General features: G+C 58.7%; 12 protein-coding genes and 1 tRNA gene. 4 read left to right on the forward strand and 9 right to left on the reverse strand.

Annotation, left to right across the window (positions count from 1 at the left end; translation table 11 throughout):
• Positions 1-131 precede the first annotated feature (131 nt).
• Complete coding sequence (pheS, locus tag ACTNBB_RS02620) at positions 132-1,208, reverse strand: phenylalanine--tRNA ligase subunit alpha (RefSeq protein ID WP_154517607.1); 1,077 nt, start codon at positions 1,206-1,208, stop codon at positions 132-134.
• A 505-nt stretch (positions 1,209-1,713) separates the two neighbouring features.
• Here pheS and ACTNBB_RS02625 point away from each other — a divergent pair.
• Positions 1,714-3,288 (forward strand): carboxypeptidase M32, encoded by a 1,575-nt coding sequence (locus tag ACTNBB_RS02625; protein ID WP_441071017.1) that lies wholly within the window; start codon positions 1,714-1,716, stop codon positions 3,286-3,288.
• A gap of 205 nt (positions 3,289-3,493) precedes the next feature.
• Here ACTNBB_RS02625 and glmM read toward each other — a convergent pair whose 3' ends face one another.
• From glmM to ACTNBB_RS02640, 3 genes are all read right to left on the reverse strand, one after another.
• Positions 3,494-4,825 carry a phosphoglucosamine mutase gene (gene glmM / locus ACTNBB_RS02630; RefSeq protein ID WP_441056577.1) on the reverse strand — a complete coding sequence of 444 codons (1,332 nt, stop codon included), beginning with the start codon at positions 4,823-4,825 and terminating at the stop codon, positions 3,494-3,496.
• A 3-nt stretch (positions 4,826-4,828) separates the two neighbouring features.
• On the reverse strand, positions 4,829-7,123 hold the full coding sequence (locus tag ACTNBB_RS02635; protein ID WP_441056575.1) for a DUF4012 domain-containing protein: 2,295 nt from the start codon (positions 7,121-7,123) through the stop codon (positions 4,829-4,831).
• Between the two features lie 150 nt (positions 7,124-7,273).
• Complete coding sequence (locus ACTNBB_RS02640) at positions 7,274-8,296, reverse strand: DMT family transporter (protein ID WP_441056573.1); 1,023 nt, start codon at positions 8,294-8,296, stop codon at positions 7,274-7,276.
• A gap of 290 nt (positions 8,297-8,586) precedes the next feature.
• Here ACTNBB_RS02640 and ACTNBB_RS02645 point away from each other — a divergent pair.
• Positions 8,587-8,661: transfer RNA gene (locus tag ACTNBB_RS02645), tRNA-Val, on the forward strand.
• Positions 8,662-9,206: 545 nt separating this feature from the next.
• Here ACTNBB_RS02645 and ACTNBB_RS02650 read toward each other — a convergent pair.
• Positions 9,207-10,220: a hypothetical protein gene (locus tag ACTNBB_RS02650; RefSeq protein WP_441071019.1), complete on the reverse strand. Its 1,014-nt coding sequence runs from the start codon at positions 10,218-10,220 to the stop codon at positions 9,207-9,209.
• Between the two features lie 387 nt (positions 10,221-10,607).
• On the opposite strand from ACTNBB_RS02650, the gene ACTNBB_RS02655 reads away from it, so the two are divergent.
• A complete protein-coding gene (locus ACTNBB_RS02655) occupies positions 10,608-11,294 on the forward strand; it encodes a DUF5710 domain-containing protein (protein ID WP_441056569.1) in 687 nt (228 codons plus the stop codon).
• A 445-nt stretch (positions 11,295-11,739) separates the two neighbouring features.
• Here ACTNBB_RS02655 and ACTNBB_RS02660 read toward each other — a convergent pair whose 3' ends face one another.
• Positions 11,740-12,822 carry an HNH endonuclease gene (locus ACTNBB_RS02660; protein ID WP_441056567.1) on the reverse strand — a complete coding sequence of 361 codons (1,083 nt, stop codon included), beginning with the start codon at positions 12,820-12,822 and terminating at the stop codon, positions 11,740-11,742.
• A 215-nt stretch (positions 12,823-13,037) separates the two neighbouring features.
• Here ACTNBB_RS02660 and ACTNBB_RS02665 point away from each other — a divergent pair, with 215 nt between their 5' ends.
• A complete protein-coding gene (locus tag ACTNBB_RS02665) occupies positions 13,038-13,529 on the forward strand; it encodes a hypothetical protein (RefSeq protein WP_226790459.1) in 492 nt (163 codons plus the stop codon).
• 100 nt (positions 13,530-13,629) lie between these two features.
• Here ACTNBB_RS02665 and ACTNBB_RS02670 read toward each other — a convergent pair whose 3' ends face one another.
• The 3 genes from ACTNBB_RS02670 to ACTNBB_RS02680 all read right to left on the reverse strand — a co-directional run bounded on the left by ACTNBB_RS02670 (position 13,630) and on the right by ACTNBB_RS02680 (position 17,145).
• On the reverse strand, positions 13,630-15,096 hold the full coding sequence (locus ACTNBB_RS02670; RefSeq protein ID WP_441056565.1) for an ATP-binding protein: 1,467 nt from the start codon (positions 15,094-15,096) through the stop codon (positions 13,630-13,632).
• Positions 15,097-15,523: 427 nt separating this feature from the next.
• The gene (locus tag ACTNBB_RS02675) at positions 15,524-16,372 is read right to left on the reverse strand and encodes a PTS system mannose/fructose/sorbose family transporter subunit IID (protein WP_138339748.1); all 849 of its coding nucleotides are present in this window, start codon (positions 16,370-16,372) and stop codon (positions 15,524-15,526) included.
• Positions 16,372-17,145, reverse strand: a complete 774-nt coding sequence (locus ACTNBB_RS02680; RefSeq protein ID WP_152067325.1) for a PTS mannose/fructose/sorbose/N-acetylgalactosamine transporter subunit IIC — start codon at positions 17,143-17,145, stop codon at positions 16,372-16,374. The genes ACTNBB_RS02675 and ACTNBB_RS02680 overlap by 1 nt, the downstream gene beginning before the upstream one ends.
• Positions 17,146-17,207 lie beyond the last annotated feature (62 nt).

Here is a 17,207-nt window from a genome sequence, read left to right on the forward strand (position 1 = left end):
TCCAGCTACGGAGACGGGTTTCCGAGGTGCCGCAGATTGCCCCGAAAGAGGAGCGCCGCGTACTTGGGTACGCAAGCGACGGTTTGAGGGGCAAGGTGCGGTGGCTCGGGAAGCCGCCGGGACAGGTCAACTTAAAACTGATTCAGGAAACGCATATCGCCTGTCATGAGCGTTCTGAGGTCGGGCAGGTCGTAGCGCAGGGCAGCGACGCGCTCGGCGCCAATGCCAAAGGCGAAGCCGGTGTACTTCTCGGGGTCGATGCCGCAGTTGATCAGGACGTTGGGGTCGACCATGCCGCAGCCCAAGATCTCGATCCAGCCGCTGTGCTTGCAGAAGTTGCAGCCCTTGCCGCCGCAGACGTGGCAGCTCACGTCCACCTCGCAGGAAGGCTCGGTGAAGGGGAAGAAATGCGGGCGGTAACGCGTCTTGCGGTCCTCGCCAAACATGCACTTAACAAAGTAGTCGAGCGTGCCCTTAAGATCGCCAAAGGTGATGCCCTCGTCGACGACCAGGCCCTCGATCTGGTTGAACTGCGGCAGGTGACAAGCGTCGGCCGTGTCGGGACGGTAGACGGTGCCCGGGCAGATCATGTAGATGGGCGGCTTCTGCGACTCCATGGTGTGAATCTGCACGCCCGAGGTCTGGGTGCGCAGCAGCACGTCGGACTCGCCGTGGGCATGCGCCTCGGGGTGCGCGACGCTGCCGGGGTTGTTGTCGACCACATAGAAGGTGTCGCGGGCCGAGCGGCTCGGGTGATCCATGGGGGCGTTGAGCGCGGTGAAGTTGTAGTAGGAGGTGTCGACCATGGGACCGGACTCGACGGTGTAGCCGATACCGCTAAAGATATCCTCGGCCTCCTCGATGATCTGCTTGATCAGGTGCTGGTGGCCGATCTGCGGACGAATGCCCGGCAGCGTGATGTCGACGGCCTCGTGCTCCAGTGCGTGCTTGAGGGCGGCGGCCTTCATCTCGGTGGTGCGCTCGTCGAGCATGCCCTCGATCAGCTGGCGCATCTCGTTGGCGCGCTTGCCCATCACAGGGCGATCCTCGGGGGCGAGCTTGCCCATCATGCGCATCAGGCCGGTAATACGGCCCTTGCGGCCGAGCAGCTCAACGCGCGCAGCCTCGAGCTTGGCGGCGTCGTCGGCGCCTGCGACGAGCTCCTTGGCCTCTTCCTCGAGTTTGACCAGATCATCAATCAGACTCATGTCTTCCCTTTCGTCTCTCGCGTTCCCCGCTCGCCAGGACGACTGCCGCCGTCTGGCGTTGCAAAAACGCGGCCCGGTTCGGTAACAAAAAACCGTCCTCGGGCATGTGCATTGCCCAAGGACGGTTGAATTCCGCGGTACCACCTTGTTTGACCCGGCGGATGTCTGGCCCGCCGTGCCCACTCTGTGCCCCTTATCGCGAGGCTCACGGCTTCCCTACTGGGGCTTCGCCGCCGCTGGCCGCGCGCCCGTTGAGGTTGCTGCTCGGGAGTGAACGCTTGGCCCTTGCCACCGCAGGAAGGCTTGCAGCCCATGACCTTCCCTCTCTTGCCGGCGGCGCGGCGGGCAAAACCCTCTCCGTCAACGCATTGGGCTATAGGATAACACATTCTGCGAGCATATCGCCGCGTTCCGTTTTGTTCGCACTGGGTACAAGGCAGGTAGCTGTGCAAACTGGCCGCACGCCCACCCGTGGCGTCCGGTCTGCGAGATCAAGGATATAGGTATGGGAAAGAAACTCGATAAAAAAGCCAAGGCCGCCGTGGCCAAGGCCTCTAAGAACGCCAAGGCGGGCAAGGGCATCAAGAAGCTCCGCAAGCTCGAAGGCAAACTATGGACCCGCGAGTACCTGCTCAAGATTGCCGAGTTCGATGGCGCGACGATTGCCCCCGCCAACGGCGCTGCGGCCCGCGCCGATGCTATGGGCACCCTTGCCGGCGAACATCACAAGCTCCTGACCAGCAAAAAGTCCGTCGAGCTTGTAGGCTCGCTGGCACACGAGACCGTCGCCGGCGGCAAGATCGACGACCCGCAGCTGCTCGATGAGATCCGTGTGCTCGGCCGCGACCAGCGCGAGGCAAGCGCCATTCCCACCGAAGAAGCCGAAGCCTGGACCAGGCTCACCTGCGAGGCCGACGCCGTGTGGCACAAGGCCAAGACGGCCAACGACTGGGCGAGCTTTGAGCCCTACGTGGATAGAATCGTCGCCCAGCTCAAGCATCAGGCCGAGCTCATGGACCCCAAGCGCGACCCATACGATGTTTGGCTCGACCAGTACGAACGCGGCCTTTCCGCCAAGAGCTTCGATGCGTTTTGTGACGAGGTCAAGGCCACCGTCGTGCCGCTCGTTCACGCCATCGGCGAGCGCGGGCAGCAGCCTGATGCCGACTTTTTGCATGCCCGCGTGCCCGAGGCCGCCCAGCGCGCCATGAGCTTCGACCTGATGAAGCTCGTCGGCCTTAACCTGGACGACACCACGCTCGCCTTTACCGAGCACCCGTTTAGCGAGGGCTTCTCGGTGGGCGTTGCGCGCATCGCCACGCACATCTACGAGAACGACTGCATCTCCAACGTCTATAGCATCATCCACGAGGCGGGGCACGCCATGTACGAGCTGGGCGTCAATCCCGCTTACGCGCGCACGTGTCTGGAGGGCGGCACCTCCATGGGCATTCACGAGAGCCAGAGCCGCTTTTTCGAGAACACCGTAGGCCGCAGTCGCGCTTTTATGGGCCCGCTGCTCGAAGTGCTGCGCCGTCACGCGCCCGAGGTCTACGGCAACGTGGACGAGGACACGCTCTACCACGCCGTGAACATCGCTCAGCCGTCGCTGATCCGTACCGAGGCCGACGAGCTCACCTACCCGCTGCATATTATGGTGCGCTACGAGATTGAGCGCATGCTGTTTGCCGGCGAGGCCACGGCCAAGGACATCCCCGCGCTTTGGAATCGCTTTATGGACGAGTACCTGGGTATTCCTGTTCCCGACGACACGCGCGGCTGCCTGCAGGATACGCACTGGAGCGGCGGCTCGTTTGGCTACTTCCCCACGTATGCGCTGGGCAGCGCCTACGATGCCATGTTTGTGCCGGCCATGTGCCGCGACGGTGTCGACCTTAACGGCGCCTGTTCGAGCGGCGATTTGGCACCCGTCCGTGCTTGGCTGGGCGAGCACATTTGGCAGTGGGGCCGCGCCAAGGACGCGCCGGAGCTCATCAAGGGCGCGTGCGGTATGGCATTCGATGCCCGCTACTACTGCAGCTACCTGCAGGACAAGTTCACCACGCTGTACCAGCTGTAAGGATTGACCAGCACGCCATCGCCATCGCCAACCATGTTGACGTCGATGTCTTGGCAACGTCAGCGAAAACGGCCCCAAGCGAGCAAGGTGACGTGAAATGAAAGGGCGCTGACCTTCTGGTCGCGCCCTTGAAATTGAACGCCAGATTGCCGCTTGGGGCCGTATGTAGCGTCGAGCGGTTACGCGGTTTGGTAAAACTGCGTAACTACAGAGCCTCCAGCGCGGCGGCGATGCGCTTCATGGCGGCGTCGGCGGCGTCTTGGTCGGGGGCCTCGGCCAAAACGCGAATCACCGACTCGGTTCCGCTCTTGCGCACCAGCACGCGGCCCTCGCCTGCCAGCAACGCCTCGGCCTCGGCGATGGCGGCCTGCACGCCCATGTTGCCCAGCGCAGCATCCTTGTCCGCCACGCGTACGGCAACCTGCGCCTGCGGCAGCAGCTTGCACGGCACCGCGAGCTGCGAAAGCGTCTCGCGTTCGGCACGAATCACTTCCATCACACGCAGCGAGGTCATAATGCCGTCGCCCGTACGCTCGATATCGCCAAAGATCGTATGGCCCGTCTGCTCGCCACCCAGGCTGTAGCCGCCCTCGCGCATCTTGGCATACACGTGGCGGTCGCCCACGCCGCTGGTCACGGCACTCAGGCCGGCAAGCTCCAGCGACTTAATCAGGCCAAAGTTGCTGGCGATCGTCGGCACCACGGTACCGCCCGAGAGGCGCCCGTGCTTGTTAAGATACACGCCGCACACGTACAGAATCTGGTCGCCGTCGACCACGCGGCCGCGCTCGTCCACTGCCAGGCAGCGATCGGCATCGCCGTCGTAGGCAAAGCCCACGTCCAAGCCTTGCTCCACCACATGGCGCTGCAGGCGCTCCATATGCGTAGAGCCGCAGTCGACGTTAATGTTAAAGCCGTCGGGTGCGGCGTTAATCACGCGCACATCGGCGCCGAGCGCATCGAACACCGGCTTGGCGACAGAGGACGCCGAGCCGTTGGCGCAGTCAATGCCAATCTTGACGCCCTGCAGCGAAAAGTTCGCGCTTGCAATGAGCGAGGCAATGTAGCGGTTGCGGCCCTGCATGTAGTCAACCGTGGCGCCAATGTGGTTGCCCGTGGCCAGCGGCACCTCGCTCTTGCCATCGATGTAGTCCTCGATGAGCTCCAGCACGTCCTCGTCCATCTTAAAGCCGTCGCTGTTAACCAACTTAATGCCGTTATCGCAAAACGGGTTGTGGCTCGCACTGATCATGATGCCGCAATCGAAGCAGCCCTCCACGGTCTGGTGCGCCACGCCCGGCGTAGGAATCACATGCAGCATATAGGCGTCTGCGCCGCTCGCAACCAGACCGCTCACCAGCGCCGCCTCGAACATATAGCTCGAGCGACGCGTGTCCTTACCCACGATCACGCGCGCCTTGGCCCCGCGCCTGGCGCCGTAATACCAGCCCACAAAGCGGCCGATCTTGTACGCGTGCTCCACGGTCAGCCCAACGTTGGCCTCGCCGCGAAATCCGTCGGTGCCAAAGTACTTCATATCTTACTTATCCTGTTCGAACGTTTGAGCGGTCGGCGTGGTACGAACCTCAAGCTCTTTGTGCCCAGAGTCCTTCGAAGTCGTGACCGTGTACTCAACCTTTATGTCTTGTCCAAGAAGCATGTGGACGCCGCCCCATGCAACCTTCAGGCCATCGTGCGTCGCTTCGCTCATCTCGATAGAACCGGAGCCCGAAGTCTTAATGTCCGAAATGCTGCCTCCCGCGGGAGCATAGAGATAGAGTCTCAGCACCTCGTCATCAATATCCTGGCTAATGCCGTTATGGCCCTGGAAATAACCAGGCATCTCGGCCTTCTCCTGGGGGGTCATCGTGTTCTTGAGCGTAGTGGTCACTCGATACGTCGTCGAACCGTCGGCATTTTCAACCGAAGAATCGATGGTGACTCGCTTATCGAGAAACCAATCCATCTTTGAGTAACTGTAGTTGTTCACATAGACGCCCAAGATCGGAGCCTCCGACGTATCGGTTTGGAGAGCGCCGGAGATGCCAAGGGCCTTCGCGGCCTTTTCCTCGTCGTCGTTTCTCGAATACATCAGGATGCGACCCTCGGAAGCACCCTTTTCGATGGCGGCAGCGATCTTAGTAATATCGCTGGAGCCCAGTTCGTCCACGATCTTGTTAAAAGCCGATCCGGCAACCGCCGCAAAAATGGCGTCCTGTTCCTCTGCCGGGTAATTCCAATAAACATCGTGCATCAGTACCTTTGCAGCGTTGCTTCCGTCGACGACGGTGCCGTCGGGAAGCTGCGTGCCGCCTACAATGCCGAGCATATACTGCAAAAATACCGGATCGACTGCAAATACGCCGTCGATGTCATCTCCGACAATGGCCTTCTGCATATCGCTGACAAGCTGAGCCGCACGCGGATAATCGGGCGTCATCGTAACGTCGCCCATCGTGTATCCGAGCGTGTTGAATCCCGTCAGGCCCCATCCGGTCGTGAACAAGTTTGCCTCTTCATCGGTGATGGGAAGCGGACTCAAAGGCTCTTTCATCAAGTCGACTTTGACAAAATCGCCCAGTTCGAGCTTACCGTCAGTCACCGACATCACGCCGCGAGAACCCGGGAAACCGCCGCAGGCGCGGATCTCGACATTGCTCATCGCGAGCACAAGATAATGGCGCGTCTGGCCGTTGACGCCGAGCATCTGGGGCAGAACGGGGGCGATCTTCTCTGCCGCGTCGACTACACCGTCCAGAGTGGCAAAGCCGTCCTTTGCCTTATCGACCAGCTCGGTCACCTGGGCGATATGCGTATCGCCAATACCCTGCACCTTTTTGTTGGCGCTCTTGAACGCCTTCGAGCTATCGGAGAGCGAATCGGCGACCGCCTGCAGCGCGGACACGTTGATTGTCCCGTCCTGGAACAGCTTGCCAGGCGTTGCCTGAGCGAGATTATCGGCCATGGGGACCAGCGCGCCGCTCGAAACATCGGACAGAGCGTCGACCATGGTGCGGGCGGCGCTAATATCGCTGCCATACACCGGAATGAACGAGGCCATCGTCCACACCGGGCTCGAGGTCTCCGCCTTCATGCTGCTGCAAAGGTCGTTGATCTTCTTCGCATCGTCGGGCAGGGTCGAAAAATCGCCCGACGTGACCTTACCCTTAAGGTCTGCGACGATACCCACGGCCTCCTTTGCCTGGGCCTTCACGGTCTTTGCCGAGTTAAAGAACATGAAGCCGCTCACGCCAAGTGCAACGAGGACAACCGCGACGACAGCAACGACCGCTGTGGCGGCATAACGGTTCTTGTTCTCGCCCTTGCGATGACGATGACGGACCAGCCCGTCCGACGTCGTGCTCGACGAAGTGCCGCCGCCGTAGTTCAGGCCAAAATCGTAATAGTCTTCTTTGGAACCCGAGCCCACAAACTCGGCACCGCTATCGTCCAGACGGGCAAACGTGCCGGTCTCGGAAGCTCCCGTGTAAATCGTGCCCAAGTTGCCCGTGATGCCTGCATCCTTGAGCGACGAGGTGTTGCCGGCAGCATTGGCGCTGCCTGCATTGCCTGCGGGATTTGCGGAGACCTCGCGCGGTGGCACTGCGGGGGTAGCCCCGGTCGCAGCGGCCTGGCCGTTTGCGCGGGCCGCCTTTTTTGCCTTCTGAGACTGCTCATACAGAGCGGTGAACATCGCCGTCTCGCCCGGAGACGTGCGATTGCCGGCGCCGTTCTGGCCAATGCCACCCGGAGCGCTGGGCCTTCCCGCCCCGTTAGAACGCGGCGGGACCGCAGAACGGCCGTCTCCGCTACCTTTAAAATGATTTCCAGCCATAGAGAAATCCTCGCAATACAAAAGTCGATAAACGTTATCAGTTTATGTCATATTGAACGCGCGCAGCTAAACTCCAGACATGCGTCCTGATTACACGCAACATGCGCGAATCCCTATTCAGTTTTTAACTTGTATCAGCCGCTGCGTCGACTACACCGTTAAAAACATCATTACGATAATCATGGCAAAGCCGATAAGGTCGGTCGGCAAAAATACCGTGCCCAGCATAACGGCGCTGGTAACGGTTGCCGAGACCGGCTCCACGGTCCCGATGAGGCTCGCGCGCACCGAGCCGATGTCCTTGACGCCCTGCATATAGAGCATGTACGCCAAAAACGAGCCCACGACCACAAACACCGCGAGCGCCTCGACGCCGGCGGCATCGAGCGCCGGCATATGGGCCCACGGCTGCACGAAAACGCACGAGACCACGCCTGCCGTGAGCATGGCAGAGCCTGTAACGATGGGGCTGCCGTATTCGGGCAGGATCTTGGCGGGAATCACCGCCATGCAGGTGGCGCTCACCGCGCACATAAGACCCGCCACCAGACCGAGCGGCGAGATGCTCAGGCTCGTGGGGTCGCCGCCGGTGGCGATCAAAAACGTGCCGCCAAGGGCCAGGCCAATACCGATAACCTCGCGCATGCGCGGTTTGCGGCGATCGGTGATGCAGGTATATCCCATGATGATGACCAGCTGCAGGCACTGAAGGACCGTCGCGGTTCCGGCGTTGGTCAGGCGCACGGCCGAAAGATAGCAAAACTGGTTGAACAGCAGGCCAAAGGCGGTAAAGAGCAACAGCTGCTTGCGGTCGGTCGGCGTCGTCCAAAGCTTAACCAGGCGTGCGCGGTCGCGCGTGACAACCACAGCCATAAAGAGCAGGCCGGCGAGAATCTGTCGTATGCTCATAAGCCACAGCGTATCGACATGGTAGGTATCGAACAAAAAACTCGCGCTGGTGCCCGAGAAGCCCCAAAACGAGCCGCCCACGAGCGTAGCCAACATGCCCACGATCATCTTGCGCGTCTGGGCATCGTTGAGGCGGTCGCGCCATGCACGGCGGGTGCTGCGGCTGAGCTCATCGGTGCCCTCGGGCACATCAATGTTCGATATATCGGTCATCGGCACCGAAGTCCCTGTGCCTTCGACCTGCTCGACACGCTCTTTGCTCATCCCGCTCCCCCGAAACAGCCTGGAAACAATTCGGCTTACCTTACCACGGCGAAGGCACCAGCTGGGGGCTTGTCCGCTTATCGGTAGGACAATTCCGCAGACGTCTCTTCCATGGTTCGGCATCGCAACGGCTTTGCATTATGCGACAGCCAAATCACGGCAGCGAGCTCTTTTAAAATGGGCGCGACAAAGCCCTTTGATTCCACAACGTTAGCGATTTTAAAAAATATTCTTGCCACCGAGTTCAAGCTCCGTTATATTATCCCTTGCGCACTTGCGCACCCTTGATCGGGCGTTTAGCTCAGGGGGAGAGCGCTTCCCTGACACGGAAGAGGTCACAAGTTCAAATCTTGTAACGCCCACCAAATGTTCGCAGCCCAGAGGCTATGCCTCTGGGCTGTTTTGTTTTATGTGCTAAGCCAAAAGGGCGCCGTGGCACCCAAAACCGCTTCGGCAGCTCCAATAACCATCCCAATCGAGGCTGATATCGCCTCTACATAACCGGCAATCATCCCGGCAGACCCCAAGTTGCTTCGGTATCGCCGGCAATTACCCCTGCCACACCCAAAGTCGCCCAGACAACCCCGGCGATCGCCCCAATCAGCCCCAAAATCACCCAAACAGTCTTGTCGACTGCCCCGATCTGGCCTTCGCAAGCCTCGCGGCCACATCCGGACAACCTTCCCATAATCAGGTCTAATACTTTTCCCGAGAAGTGAACGACCTTATTTGGACCCCTGAAGCATCCACACTTTTTACAGCCAAAACCGCAGGATTCCAATGATAAAACCGCAGGAAATAAGCCACCAAAAGTGTCGATGTTTCGGGGGTCCGTTTTGACTCGTTCACTTCTCGGGAAAAGTATTAGACCTGACAATGAGGCCCTTGGTCCCATGCCCAGCAACCGCCCCTACCAATGTTGACGCGCCTCGATTACGGCCTGCCAAAGCTTAAACCGCTTCGCTTCGACGCGCTTGAGGGCAAAGTATCGCTGCTCCTCGCTCATGGGCTTGTTAAAAATGGGTCGCTTGTTCCGGTGCAGCTTCCGTCGGATGCGTTCGCACAGCCGGATGAGCTTGTCGTAGTCATTTGCCTGCTCAGTCGTCACGGTGAAGTGTGCCACGCCGCTCAACAGCTCCAACTCGTTGCGGCGCTCGGCATCCTTGTAAATCTTCTCGCGTCCGTCATGAATGGCATCGCTGTCGTAATCGACCATCGCGGTCAGCACCTCTGGCAGCAGCCCGGCCTTTACTTTATCCATGCCCACCTCGACTTTAGCCGTAAGCGTTATGTCGGGTGTGCGCTCCAACACGCGAAGCTTGTGATCGCGTCCGTCATTGTATCCATCGCGAATGAAGACCTTCTTGTTAAGTTCGACCTTGCCCAATGCATACCCGCCGTAGCGCGCAGGCAGCGACATAAACATGCAGAGCCCCGACTCCCTCGGAGAGCGCGACCCCTCGATCACATATGCAAGCAGCGCCTTTGCCTTCGCGATACCCCTCACCTTGGGTGACTTCTCGATATACGCCGCGATGAGCTCCTTAGTCGTGAGCCTGCTATCGCGCATGCCCGCACCCCTGCCTGTTACCCCACCGGGAGCAAGGTTATCCAGCCGGTAATCCGATGTCATCGCATAGCCGGCATAGACGGCCGCTGCCACATCGCCATCGTGCACAGCCTGCAAAAACGCCAGCTCGGGAGAGCACACATACGCATCAAGGTCGCCCATCCAGTGGCCCAGCGAGATAAACGAACCCGCCGGGAGCTCGTTGGTGCACAGATGCGTCTTAACATGCTTGCTCTGCCGACGGCCGGCGCGCGACGGCACCAGCAAATCCAGCGTTTCGATCCCCAGGTCATAGCGATCGATAACCTCCTGCGCTTCTTGGTCCAAGAGCGCACAGGCACCTGCAATCGACACGACCTCTGGCTCCGAATCCCCAAAGCGAGGGTTCGGCATGTGCGCCAACAGCGCCAATGCGGCGTTATGTGAAACGATAAAGTACCTCATGGCGCGAAGATAGCACGCACGCCGGCGGGGGCTGGCGGTCCTGTTAAGTTTCCGGTAAACGACCGGCGGTTTTTTCGCCGAGGTGCGCCAAAGTGTTCATTCGCCGATGCCCAAACCGCAATCCGTCAAGTTTTTGGCAAGGTTGCCGCCCAACTGGCCAAAAGCCGACCATCTACTTGCCAGTTTATCCAAGGCGTAACCAACCAGTCCTCACCGCGGCTTCTCGGCAAAACGCCACAACGTCCACACCCTGCGGTATCCTTGAGCCACTTACACCTGTAGCACCAAGGAGCCACCATGCGCACCGAGCTCGATGTTCCCTTTTCGCGCAAAGAAGAAGCCAAGGCGCTGGGCGCCAAATGGGACCGGACCAAGAAGATCTGGTATGTACCCAGCGGCGTCAACCCCGAGCCCTTTGCCGAGTGGCTGCCCGGTGTTGACCGATCCGACCCCTCTGCGCCGTATATATATCTAGTACTGGGCAAGCGCGAATGCTGGAAATGCCACAAAGAGACCTCGGTCGCGGCCTTCGGCATTCCCTATCGAGCCGATGACAGCGAGGGCATCGCCATCGCGCACGCACCCAACAAGGCCGGGCACATTGCCATCGACACGACCAATGCCAACGCGCTCGCCATTGTTCCCGCTCTTGGCTGCGTCCCGGGCGAGATCCGCGACTATCTTTCTAAGCGCTGTGGCTACAAGCCCGTAGGCGCGCGAGCCTCCAAAGCCCCATCACTCGGCAACACGTGCACCAGTTGCGGCGCGCTGCAAGGCAGCCGCTATCTGTTCGAAGAACCCACGTCCCCGTTTGCCCTCACTGCCATCAACAAGCTGCCGGCACTGGAGTTTGTGCGCGTCGAAGTTGCCGGCGTCTTTGGCGTTCCGGCCACGCATACCAATTTTGACCAGGCACTCTTTACCTGGGCACGCGACCATCACGCCGAGTTCCACAAGCAGCTCGGTGAGGGGGTTTATTTGTAGAGACGGAGAGGCCTTCACAGCCAGCTCCTCCGCATCACCTATCCCCCGTCGCAAACGTCATACACGATATCGAGGCCGCAAACAGGGCATTTCTCCGGATACACCGGCATATGAACGCCCGTCCGTTTTCTCACTTCGTCGCTGAGTCTGTCGCGCGCATCGATGAACCGAATATCGAGACACGATATTTGTGAGCCGCAATAAGGACAGGAGACGGCAAACGACCCGCAATCAACCTCTACGCCCGGAAACATATTGTTGTCGATAAGGGCACACGGCAGTTTTCCGTACTTCCCCATCGCAATATCGCCTCTCCAGCTCACACGCGCTCCTCTCTCGCTATCCAAATCAGGAAGAGCATGCACCGGCGGGCGTGCACGAGATTGCATCGCCACGCGATCCGATCAAACAACACGATCGTAAAAGACCGCCAAAGCCAAATACGCTAATACGGCAGAAGCCCCGCCTTTTCACGCTTCTTTTCCGAGCGATCAAACTCAATGCGATGGGCCTCGAGAAACACCGCATTGGGTCGCCACTGACGCTCATTCGGCTGCCTTAGCGTCGCACCTGCAAAGGAAGCGTAGTCGGTCTTATCCAGCAGGTACGATCCGCACAGCCGATATTCGCCGCAAACAGGCTCAAACGAAATCAGATGAGCATCGAATAGAGCATGAAAATCGCGCCGAAGCAGAATGCCATTGCTGGCAACCTGTGATTTGGGTCCCGAGTAATTCTCGATATGTGCAGCCTCCAGTGCCTCGTTAACCCCACAACCCGACACCGCGCAGCGACCATCATAGGCGGCAATGAGCTGCTTGCGGAACCATTGCTGCCCCAATCGCTCGCGTCTCAACGCATAGCGAACTTTTTCGTCATCGGTCGCACTCTGTCCGGCAAACTCAATGTCGACTGGCATGTGCTTCAGATAGCTCATGTCGGATGCAAAACGAGGGTCCGGTCCGCCTTTATGAACGGGACCATGCAGAACAAACCAGCCGTTTTCGGGCTCAAACCGTTCAACAAACGCAAGGCCAAGCACCTTATAGCCCACCTCGGTTGCAAATATGACTCCGACTGGTACGCCATATTCCATGCAGTTGAGCATTTTACGGTTGTAATTCTGGTCTCGAGAACCAACGGCGCCTGGCGCTTGAACCGAATACTTAATGACCCACGTACCGTCATCCAAATAGAGCGGAGGAACATCGGTGTAGAAGCTCTTTTTAGAGTTATGGACCGAAAGCGCAAAGATCTTATTGGGATCTTGCTTCACCCGGTTCTGGCCCGGCCAGAAGATCCCTGAATCCCGCGTTACGGGAAAGAAGTCCGCGCCAATTCTCAAACGATACTGATACTGAGGGCTATCTTCCTTGGTGCGGTGCGGAAGGCTGGTCCAAACGCCGCCGCGCTGTTCCTCACCCAGAAACCACTCCCATGCCTCAACGTATTCGGAAGGCACGAGACTGCAGGCACGGTCATAGCTTGGTCCATCCATCAACGGAACAGCAAGGTCAATGTCGTTCATCGCCAGCACCTACAACCATACGAACGCGAGTCATGCCCCTCAATAATATGGCCGAGAGTCAATTATTACGAGATCTCATTCCGCGATCGGCACATCGTTGATGCTCTCGGTTTGCCGCTGGCGCGCTCATACCCCGCTATCCCACTCCCCTGTATACTGATGTAGCACGTGTTTCATCCGGGCTTGTTGGGCCGGATTGTTCATGGGAGGGTCTTATGGCTGCTTCGAATCCGCCTAAGGGAAGCGTTTCTTCTTCGTCCATCAAGCCGGTGACGCGCAAGGCCGTGCGCTGCCAGCGCGAGGTCGCTTGGCTTGTCACGCAAGCGGCGGGCAGGCTTGTGGCGACCACTCAGGACGTCAATGCGCCTACGCCGAGCTTTGTGTTAGCGGCGGCGCTGGATTTTGTGCGCCAATTGGAGCTTGCCGCACAGGATGCCAGCGGCCACCTCGACTACCAGAATGTTATGGCGCCCGACCTGCAGACGTTCTGCCACATGGCCAAGTTGCCCGCCGCGCCCAATGCGCTTTCGGACGCGGGCTACATGTTTACGCTTTCGGGCGCGGACCTTATCCGCGATATCTACGCATACTGCAGCGAGCTCGCCGAGCGCCACGTCTTTGACGCGGCAGAAGTCAAACCGGGATATGTCATCAAGCTGGTTCTTAGGCTGTTCTTGATGGACGGGTTCGGGGCCATGCCGGCGTAAGCCGAATCTTCAGCATCACCGTCGACTGAGCAACAACCGCCTTACCTTAGTGGGCGCCAATTGAGGGTCGATTATTGGGTCGCCTCGTCCACTAACGCATTTATTCCACGCGCTCTGACAGTCGATACTTGCGGTTGCGGCTCGTCGCCGGCGCCGTGGGCTCAAGCTCGCCTTGAGCAATGAGCGCGTTGACGCGCGACCTAACCTGGGAAATTGTAAGCCCCGTGCGTTCTGCCAGTTCACGCGTCCCCAGCTCGCCGTAGTGTTTGAGTGCCGTCACAATTAAGCCCCCGCCATGATCGACCGGCTCGATCTTTGAACGGTAAAGTACGACCTTGAACCGATCGAACCCCGGGCAGAACAGGGGCTCGGCCAGACCATGCGCGCGCATGGCATCGATCATCATCGGGATGCCCGAGCCATTGCCCTCAGCCGGCGAACCTGCGCCATCCGGCAGCGGAACAATCGACATGAGTTTCATGAGCGTCGCGTTGCGGCACCGGGAGCTGCCGTCAAACAAGTTCTCGCGAGTCTTTCCTCCGTATAGGCCGCCGGGGTTCGTCACTTCGATACGGTCATCAAAGACGTCAACAGCGATCGACTGCCCACAGAACCGATCTCCGTATTCTCGGTGGATTACGGCGTTGGCGATTGCCTCGCGCAGGACCTCCTCGGGAATCTCCAGCGAGTCGACACGCGAGACGCCTTGGATCGTCGAGGTTCGCCGCAAATTCTTGGCGACTGCCGCGACGGCATCCGAGACCATTTCGCCCAACGTTCCCTCGCAGATCGTACGGTCCATGAACCTCAACGACCCCGCCGCGCCCTTCTGCGTTCCGGCATAGACCGCCACATCGATAAAGAGCTTAGGATAGAACTGCTGAGGATAGGCACTCGCAGCCAGGAGCCCGGCCTTAGTAACTTTGCCCTGGAAGTCGAGGAAATTCAGACGCTCCATCTTTGTCTTCTTGTCCGCCGCACCGCGCATCGCTCGAGGCGTCAACGAATAGGCACGCTCTATCGTGCGGTCGACCAGCGACTCGTCGAGATCGCCCGCACTCGTGCCGGGCACCGCATCGCGATCGCTAGGACTCGTCCGTTCATATGACGACAGTGCCAAAACCTCGGTCGACGAAAGGGGTACGTCTTTGTCATCGACGCGCTTGTAGCTGCCGCCCTGGGCGCCGCGTTCTATTACATAGCAGGGCTTGCTCGACGGGTCGAGCTCCTCAATCGTGATAACGAGAACCACGGTGCCCCGAAGCTCCACGCGCTCAATAGTGTATTTGGGCGGATTGGCCAGTTTTCCGCGACCGCCGGCATCACCCATGCCTGCGACAAATTGGTTGAGCACCTTCTCGGTCTCAAAGTCCTCAACCGGGACAAAGCCCGCGCGCTCGCTCACGCCGAGCACGATAATTCCGCCGGCGGTATTCGCGAATGCGCTAACCGTTTCCCATACGTCGCGAGAAAGCGTCGTGGCGCTCTCCTTGACCTCGACGCTAAGATCGTCCGAGCCCATGCGCCTTAAAGACTCGAGCAGACCGATCAGTTCGTTCTCGTTCATCTGCACGTCCTTTCGCTCGGTCCGGCGGAGAATGCCGCGAATAGATTTCCTTCGTCTCTCAGTTATCTCTCGTAATTATCTCTTGTCTCTCTGTTATCTCTCGTATTAGAGATGAGTGAAAGATGAGAGATAAGATATCTACCATCTGTTTCATTTAAACATGTTTTTGCTGGTAGAACAATCAGTATTGAGACAATACCGTGATTTCTTGTCTCTTTGCTGCTCAGTTATCTCTCATATTCATCTCTCGTCTTTCTGTTATCTCTCGTATTAGTGACGAATGAGAGATGAGAGATGCGTAAGCAATGGACGAGCGTGGATTTTTGGACAGTCGGAAAATCCCTCAAAAAAACGGGGCCGGCCTTACGCCGAGCCCCGTTTTCAAACGGTCAGTTAGCTATCCAACGCGCGAGCATAGGAGTTAACATTACGCCGCCGCGAACACTCCCAAGCCCGTTCCGATGATGCAGATTGCAAAGATGCCCAAGATGATCCAAATGGTCTTGACGCCCTTTTTGTACAGGGCGACGCAGGCAAAGGTTGCCAGCAAGGGCAGCAGACCGGGGAAGATCGAATCGAACAGATCCTGCAGGACAATCTCCGAACCGCCCACGTCAAAGGTCAAGGCAGTGGACAGTGAGACCTGTGCCGCAATCATGGCGCCGATAACGGTCATTCCGAGGACACCGGCAGCATGCGTCATGCGAGACATAAGGTTGTTCTCTTCGGACTGCTGCAAAAACTTGGTTCCCAGGTCGTATCCCAGATGGGCTGCGACGATACGCGTTGCAAAGTTAATCACGGAGTAAATGAGCGCGTACACGATGGGGCCGAGCGGGTTGCCCGTCGAAGCGATACCAATACCAATGCCGGCAGCGACCACGCGGAACGTACCCCAGTAGAACGAATCGCCAATGCCGGAAAGCGGTCCCATGAGGCCGACCTTCATGGCGTTAATCGAGGACGTGTCGAAGTTCTTATCGGCAGCCGCCTGCTCTTCCATCGAAACCGTTAGGCCGGCTACAAACGGAAGCACATGAGGCGTGATGTTAAAGAACTCAGTATGGCGATCGAGCGCCGCATAGTAATCGTCGTCGTTGGGATAGATCTTTCGCAGGGGCTTCTGAATGGTGTACATGAAGCCCATTGCCATCATCTTGTCGTACGACTGCGAGCACTGGCTCGTAAACTGGCGAAGGAACATGCTCCGATACATATCGGGAGTCATAATCGCATCCTTCTTGGCCTCTTTGAGGTCGGTGTTCTGGGTAGCCATTAGAAGTCCTCCTCTTCATCTGCAGCAACCGCCTGCGGACCGGACGAGCCCTCGCGGAAGGCCAGGAGCAGCGCGACGCAAATGGCAGCTGCGGCGACGCCGACCACGTCCATCTTGAGGTAAATGACCATAATGAAGCCGATGAACAGCCAAGGAAGAAGCTTGTTGTCGCCCATGGTCCTAATAAGAAGAGCGAAGCCGATGCAGACCATGACGCCGGACGCAACGTTGAGGCCGTCCATCACAAACTGCGGAATAGCGTTAAGCGCATTGTTGATGAGGTCGGCACCAAAGAACAGCGAGCAAAACACCAGCAGTGCAGACGGAATGCCAATCGACAGCGGCACGATGGTCAGATGGTACAGATTCGCCTTGGCAAGATCGCGATTTGCCAGAGCGGTCTCAATCTTCTTGCAGGCAAAGGCACCCGGAACGGCGTAGCAGAAGTTGCGCCACACCTGAAGGAAGACGGAGACGGGAAGGGCGAGTGCGACGGCAGTTGCCGTGCCCGTACCCGTAATGACGGCAAACGCGCAGCCAAGCACGCCGGAGGCATAGACCTCGGGAGGAACCGCCGCGCCGACCATGATGGCGCCCATGAACATGGACTCCAAAGCAGCGCCGACGATAACGCCCTGCTGGACATCGCCAAGAATCAGGCCGACAAACAGGCTCGTAAACAGCGGACGACCAAGCATCGTAATGCCAAATAATTGCTCGTCCATGGACGCAATAAATGCGACCAGTGCAATTAGAAGATACTGGACAACCATTTAGATCAACCCCAGAAACAGGTCTGCAGGCGAGGCATTCTGCGCAGCTCGTCTGCAGACAA

This window comes from Collinsella sp. HCP28S3_B9, from assembly GCF_052066095.1.
Lineage (GTDB): Bacteria > Actinomycetota > Coriobacteriia > Coriobacteriales > Coriobacteriaceae > Collinsella.

What these genes read in the sequence shown, in the direction of transcription:
- pheS (WP_154517607.1), bottom strand. Translation starts at nt 1,208, where the DNA reads ATGAGTCTGATTGATGATCTGGTCAAACTCGAGGAAGAGGCCAAGGAG.
- ACTNBB_RS02625 (WP_441071017.1), top strand. Translation starts at nt 1,714, where the DNA reads ATGGGAAAGAAACTCGATAAAAAAGCCAAGGCCGCCGTGGCCAAGGCC.
- glmM (WP_441056577.1), bottom strand. Translation starts at nt 4,825, where the DNA reads ATGAAGTACTTTGGCACCGACGGATTTCGCGGCGAGGCCAACGTTGGG.
- ACTNBB_RS02635 (WP_441056575.1), bottom strand. Translation starts at nt 7,123, where the DNA reads ATGGCTGGAAATCATTTTAAAGGTAGCGGAGACGGCCGTTCTGCGGTC.
- ACTNBB_RS02640 (WP_441056573.1), bottom strand. Translation starts at nt 8,296, where the DNA reads ATGAGCAAAGAGCGTGTCGAGCAGGTCGAAGGCACAGGGACTTCGGTG.
- ACTNBB_RS02655 (WP_441056569.1), top strand. Translation starts at nt 10,608, where the DNA reads ATGCGCACCGAGCTCGATGTTCCCTTTTCGCGCAAAGAAGAAGCCAAG.
- ACTNBB_RS02660 (WP_441056567.1), bottom strand. Translation starts at nt 12,822, where the DNA reads ATGAACGACATTGACCTTGCTGTTCCGTTGATGGATGGACCAAGCTAT.
- ACTNBB_RS02665 (WP_226790459.1), top strand. Translation starts at nt 13,038, where the DNA reads ATGGCTGCTTCGAATCCGCCTAAGGGAAGCGTTTCTTCTTCGTCCATC.
- ACTNBB_RS02670 (WP_441056565.1), bottom strand. Translation starts at nt 15,096, where the DNA reads ATGAACGAGAACGAACTGATCGGTCTGCTCGAGTCTTTAAGGCGCATG.
- ACTNBB_RS02675 (WP_138339748.1), bottom strand. Translation starts at nt 16,372, where the DNA reads ATGGCTACCCAGAACACCGACCTCAAAGAGGCCAAGAAGGATGCGATT.
- ACTNBB_RS02680 (WP_152067325.1), bottom strand. Translation starts at nt 17,145, where the DNA reads ATGGTTGTCCAGTATCTTCTAATTGCACTGGTCGCATTTATTGCGTCC.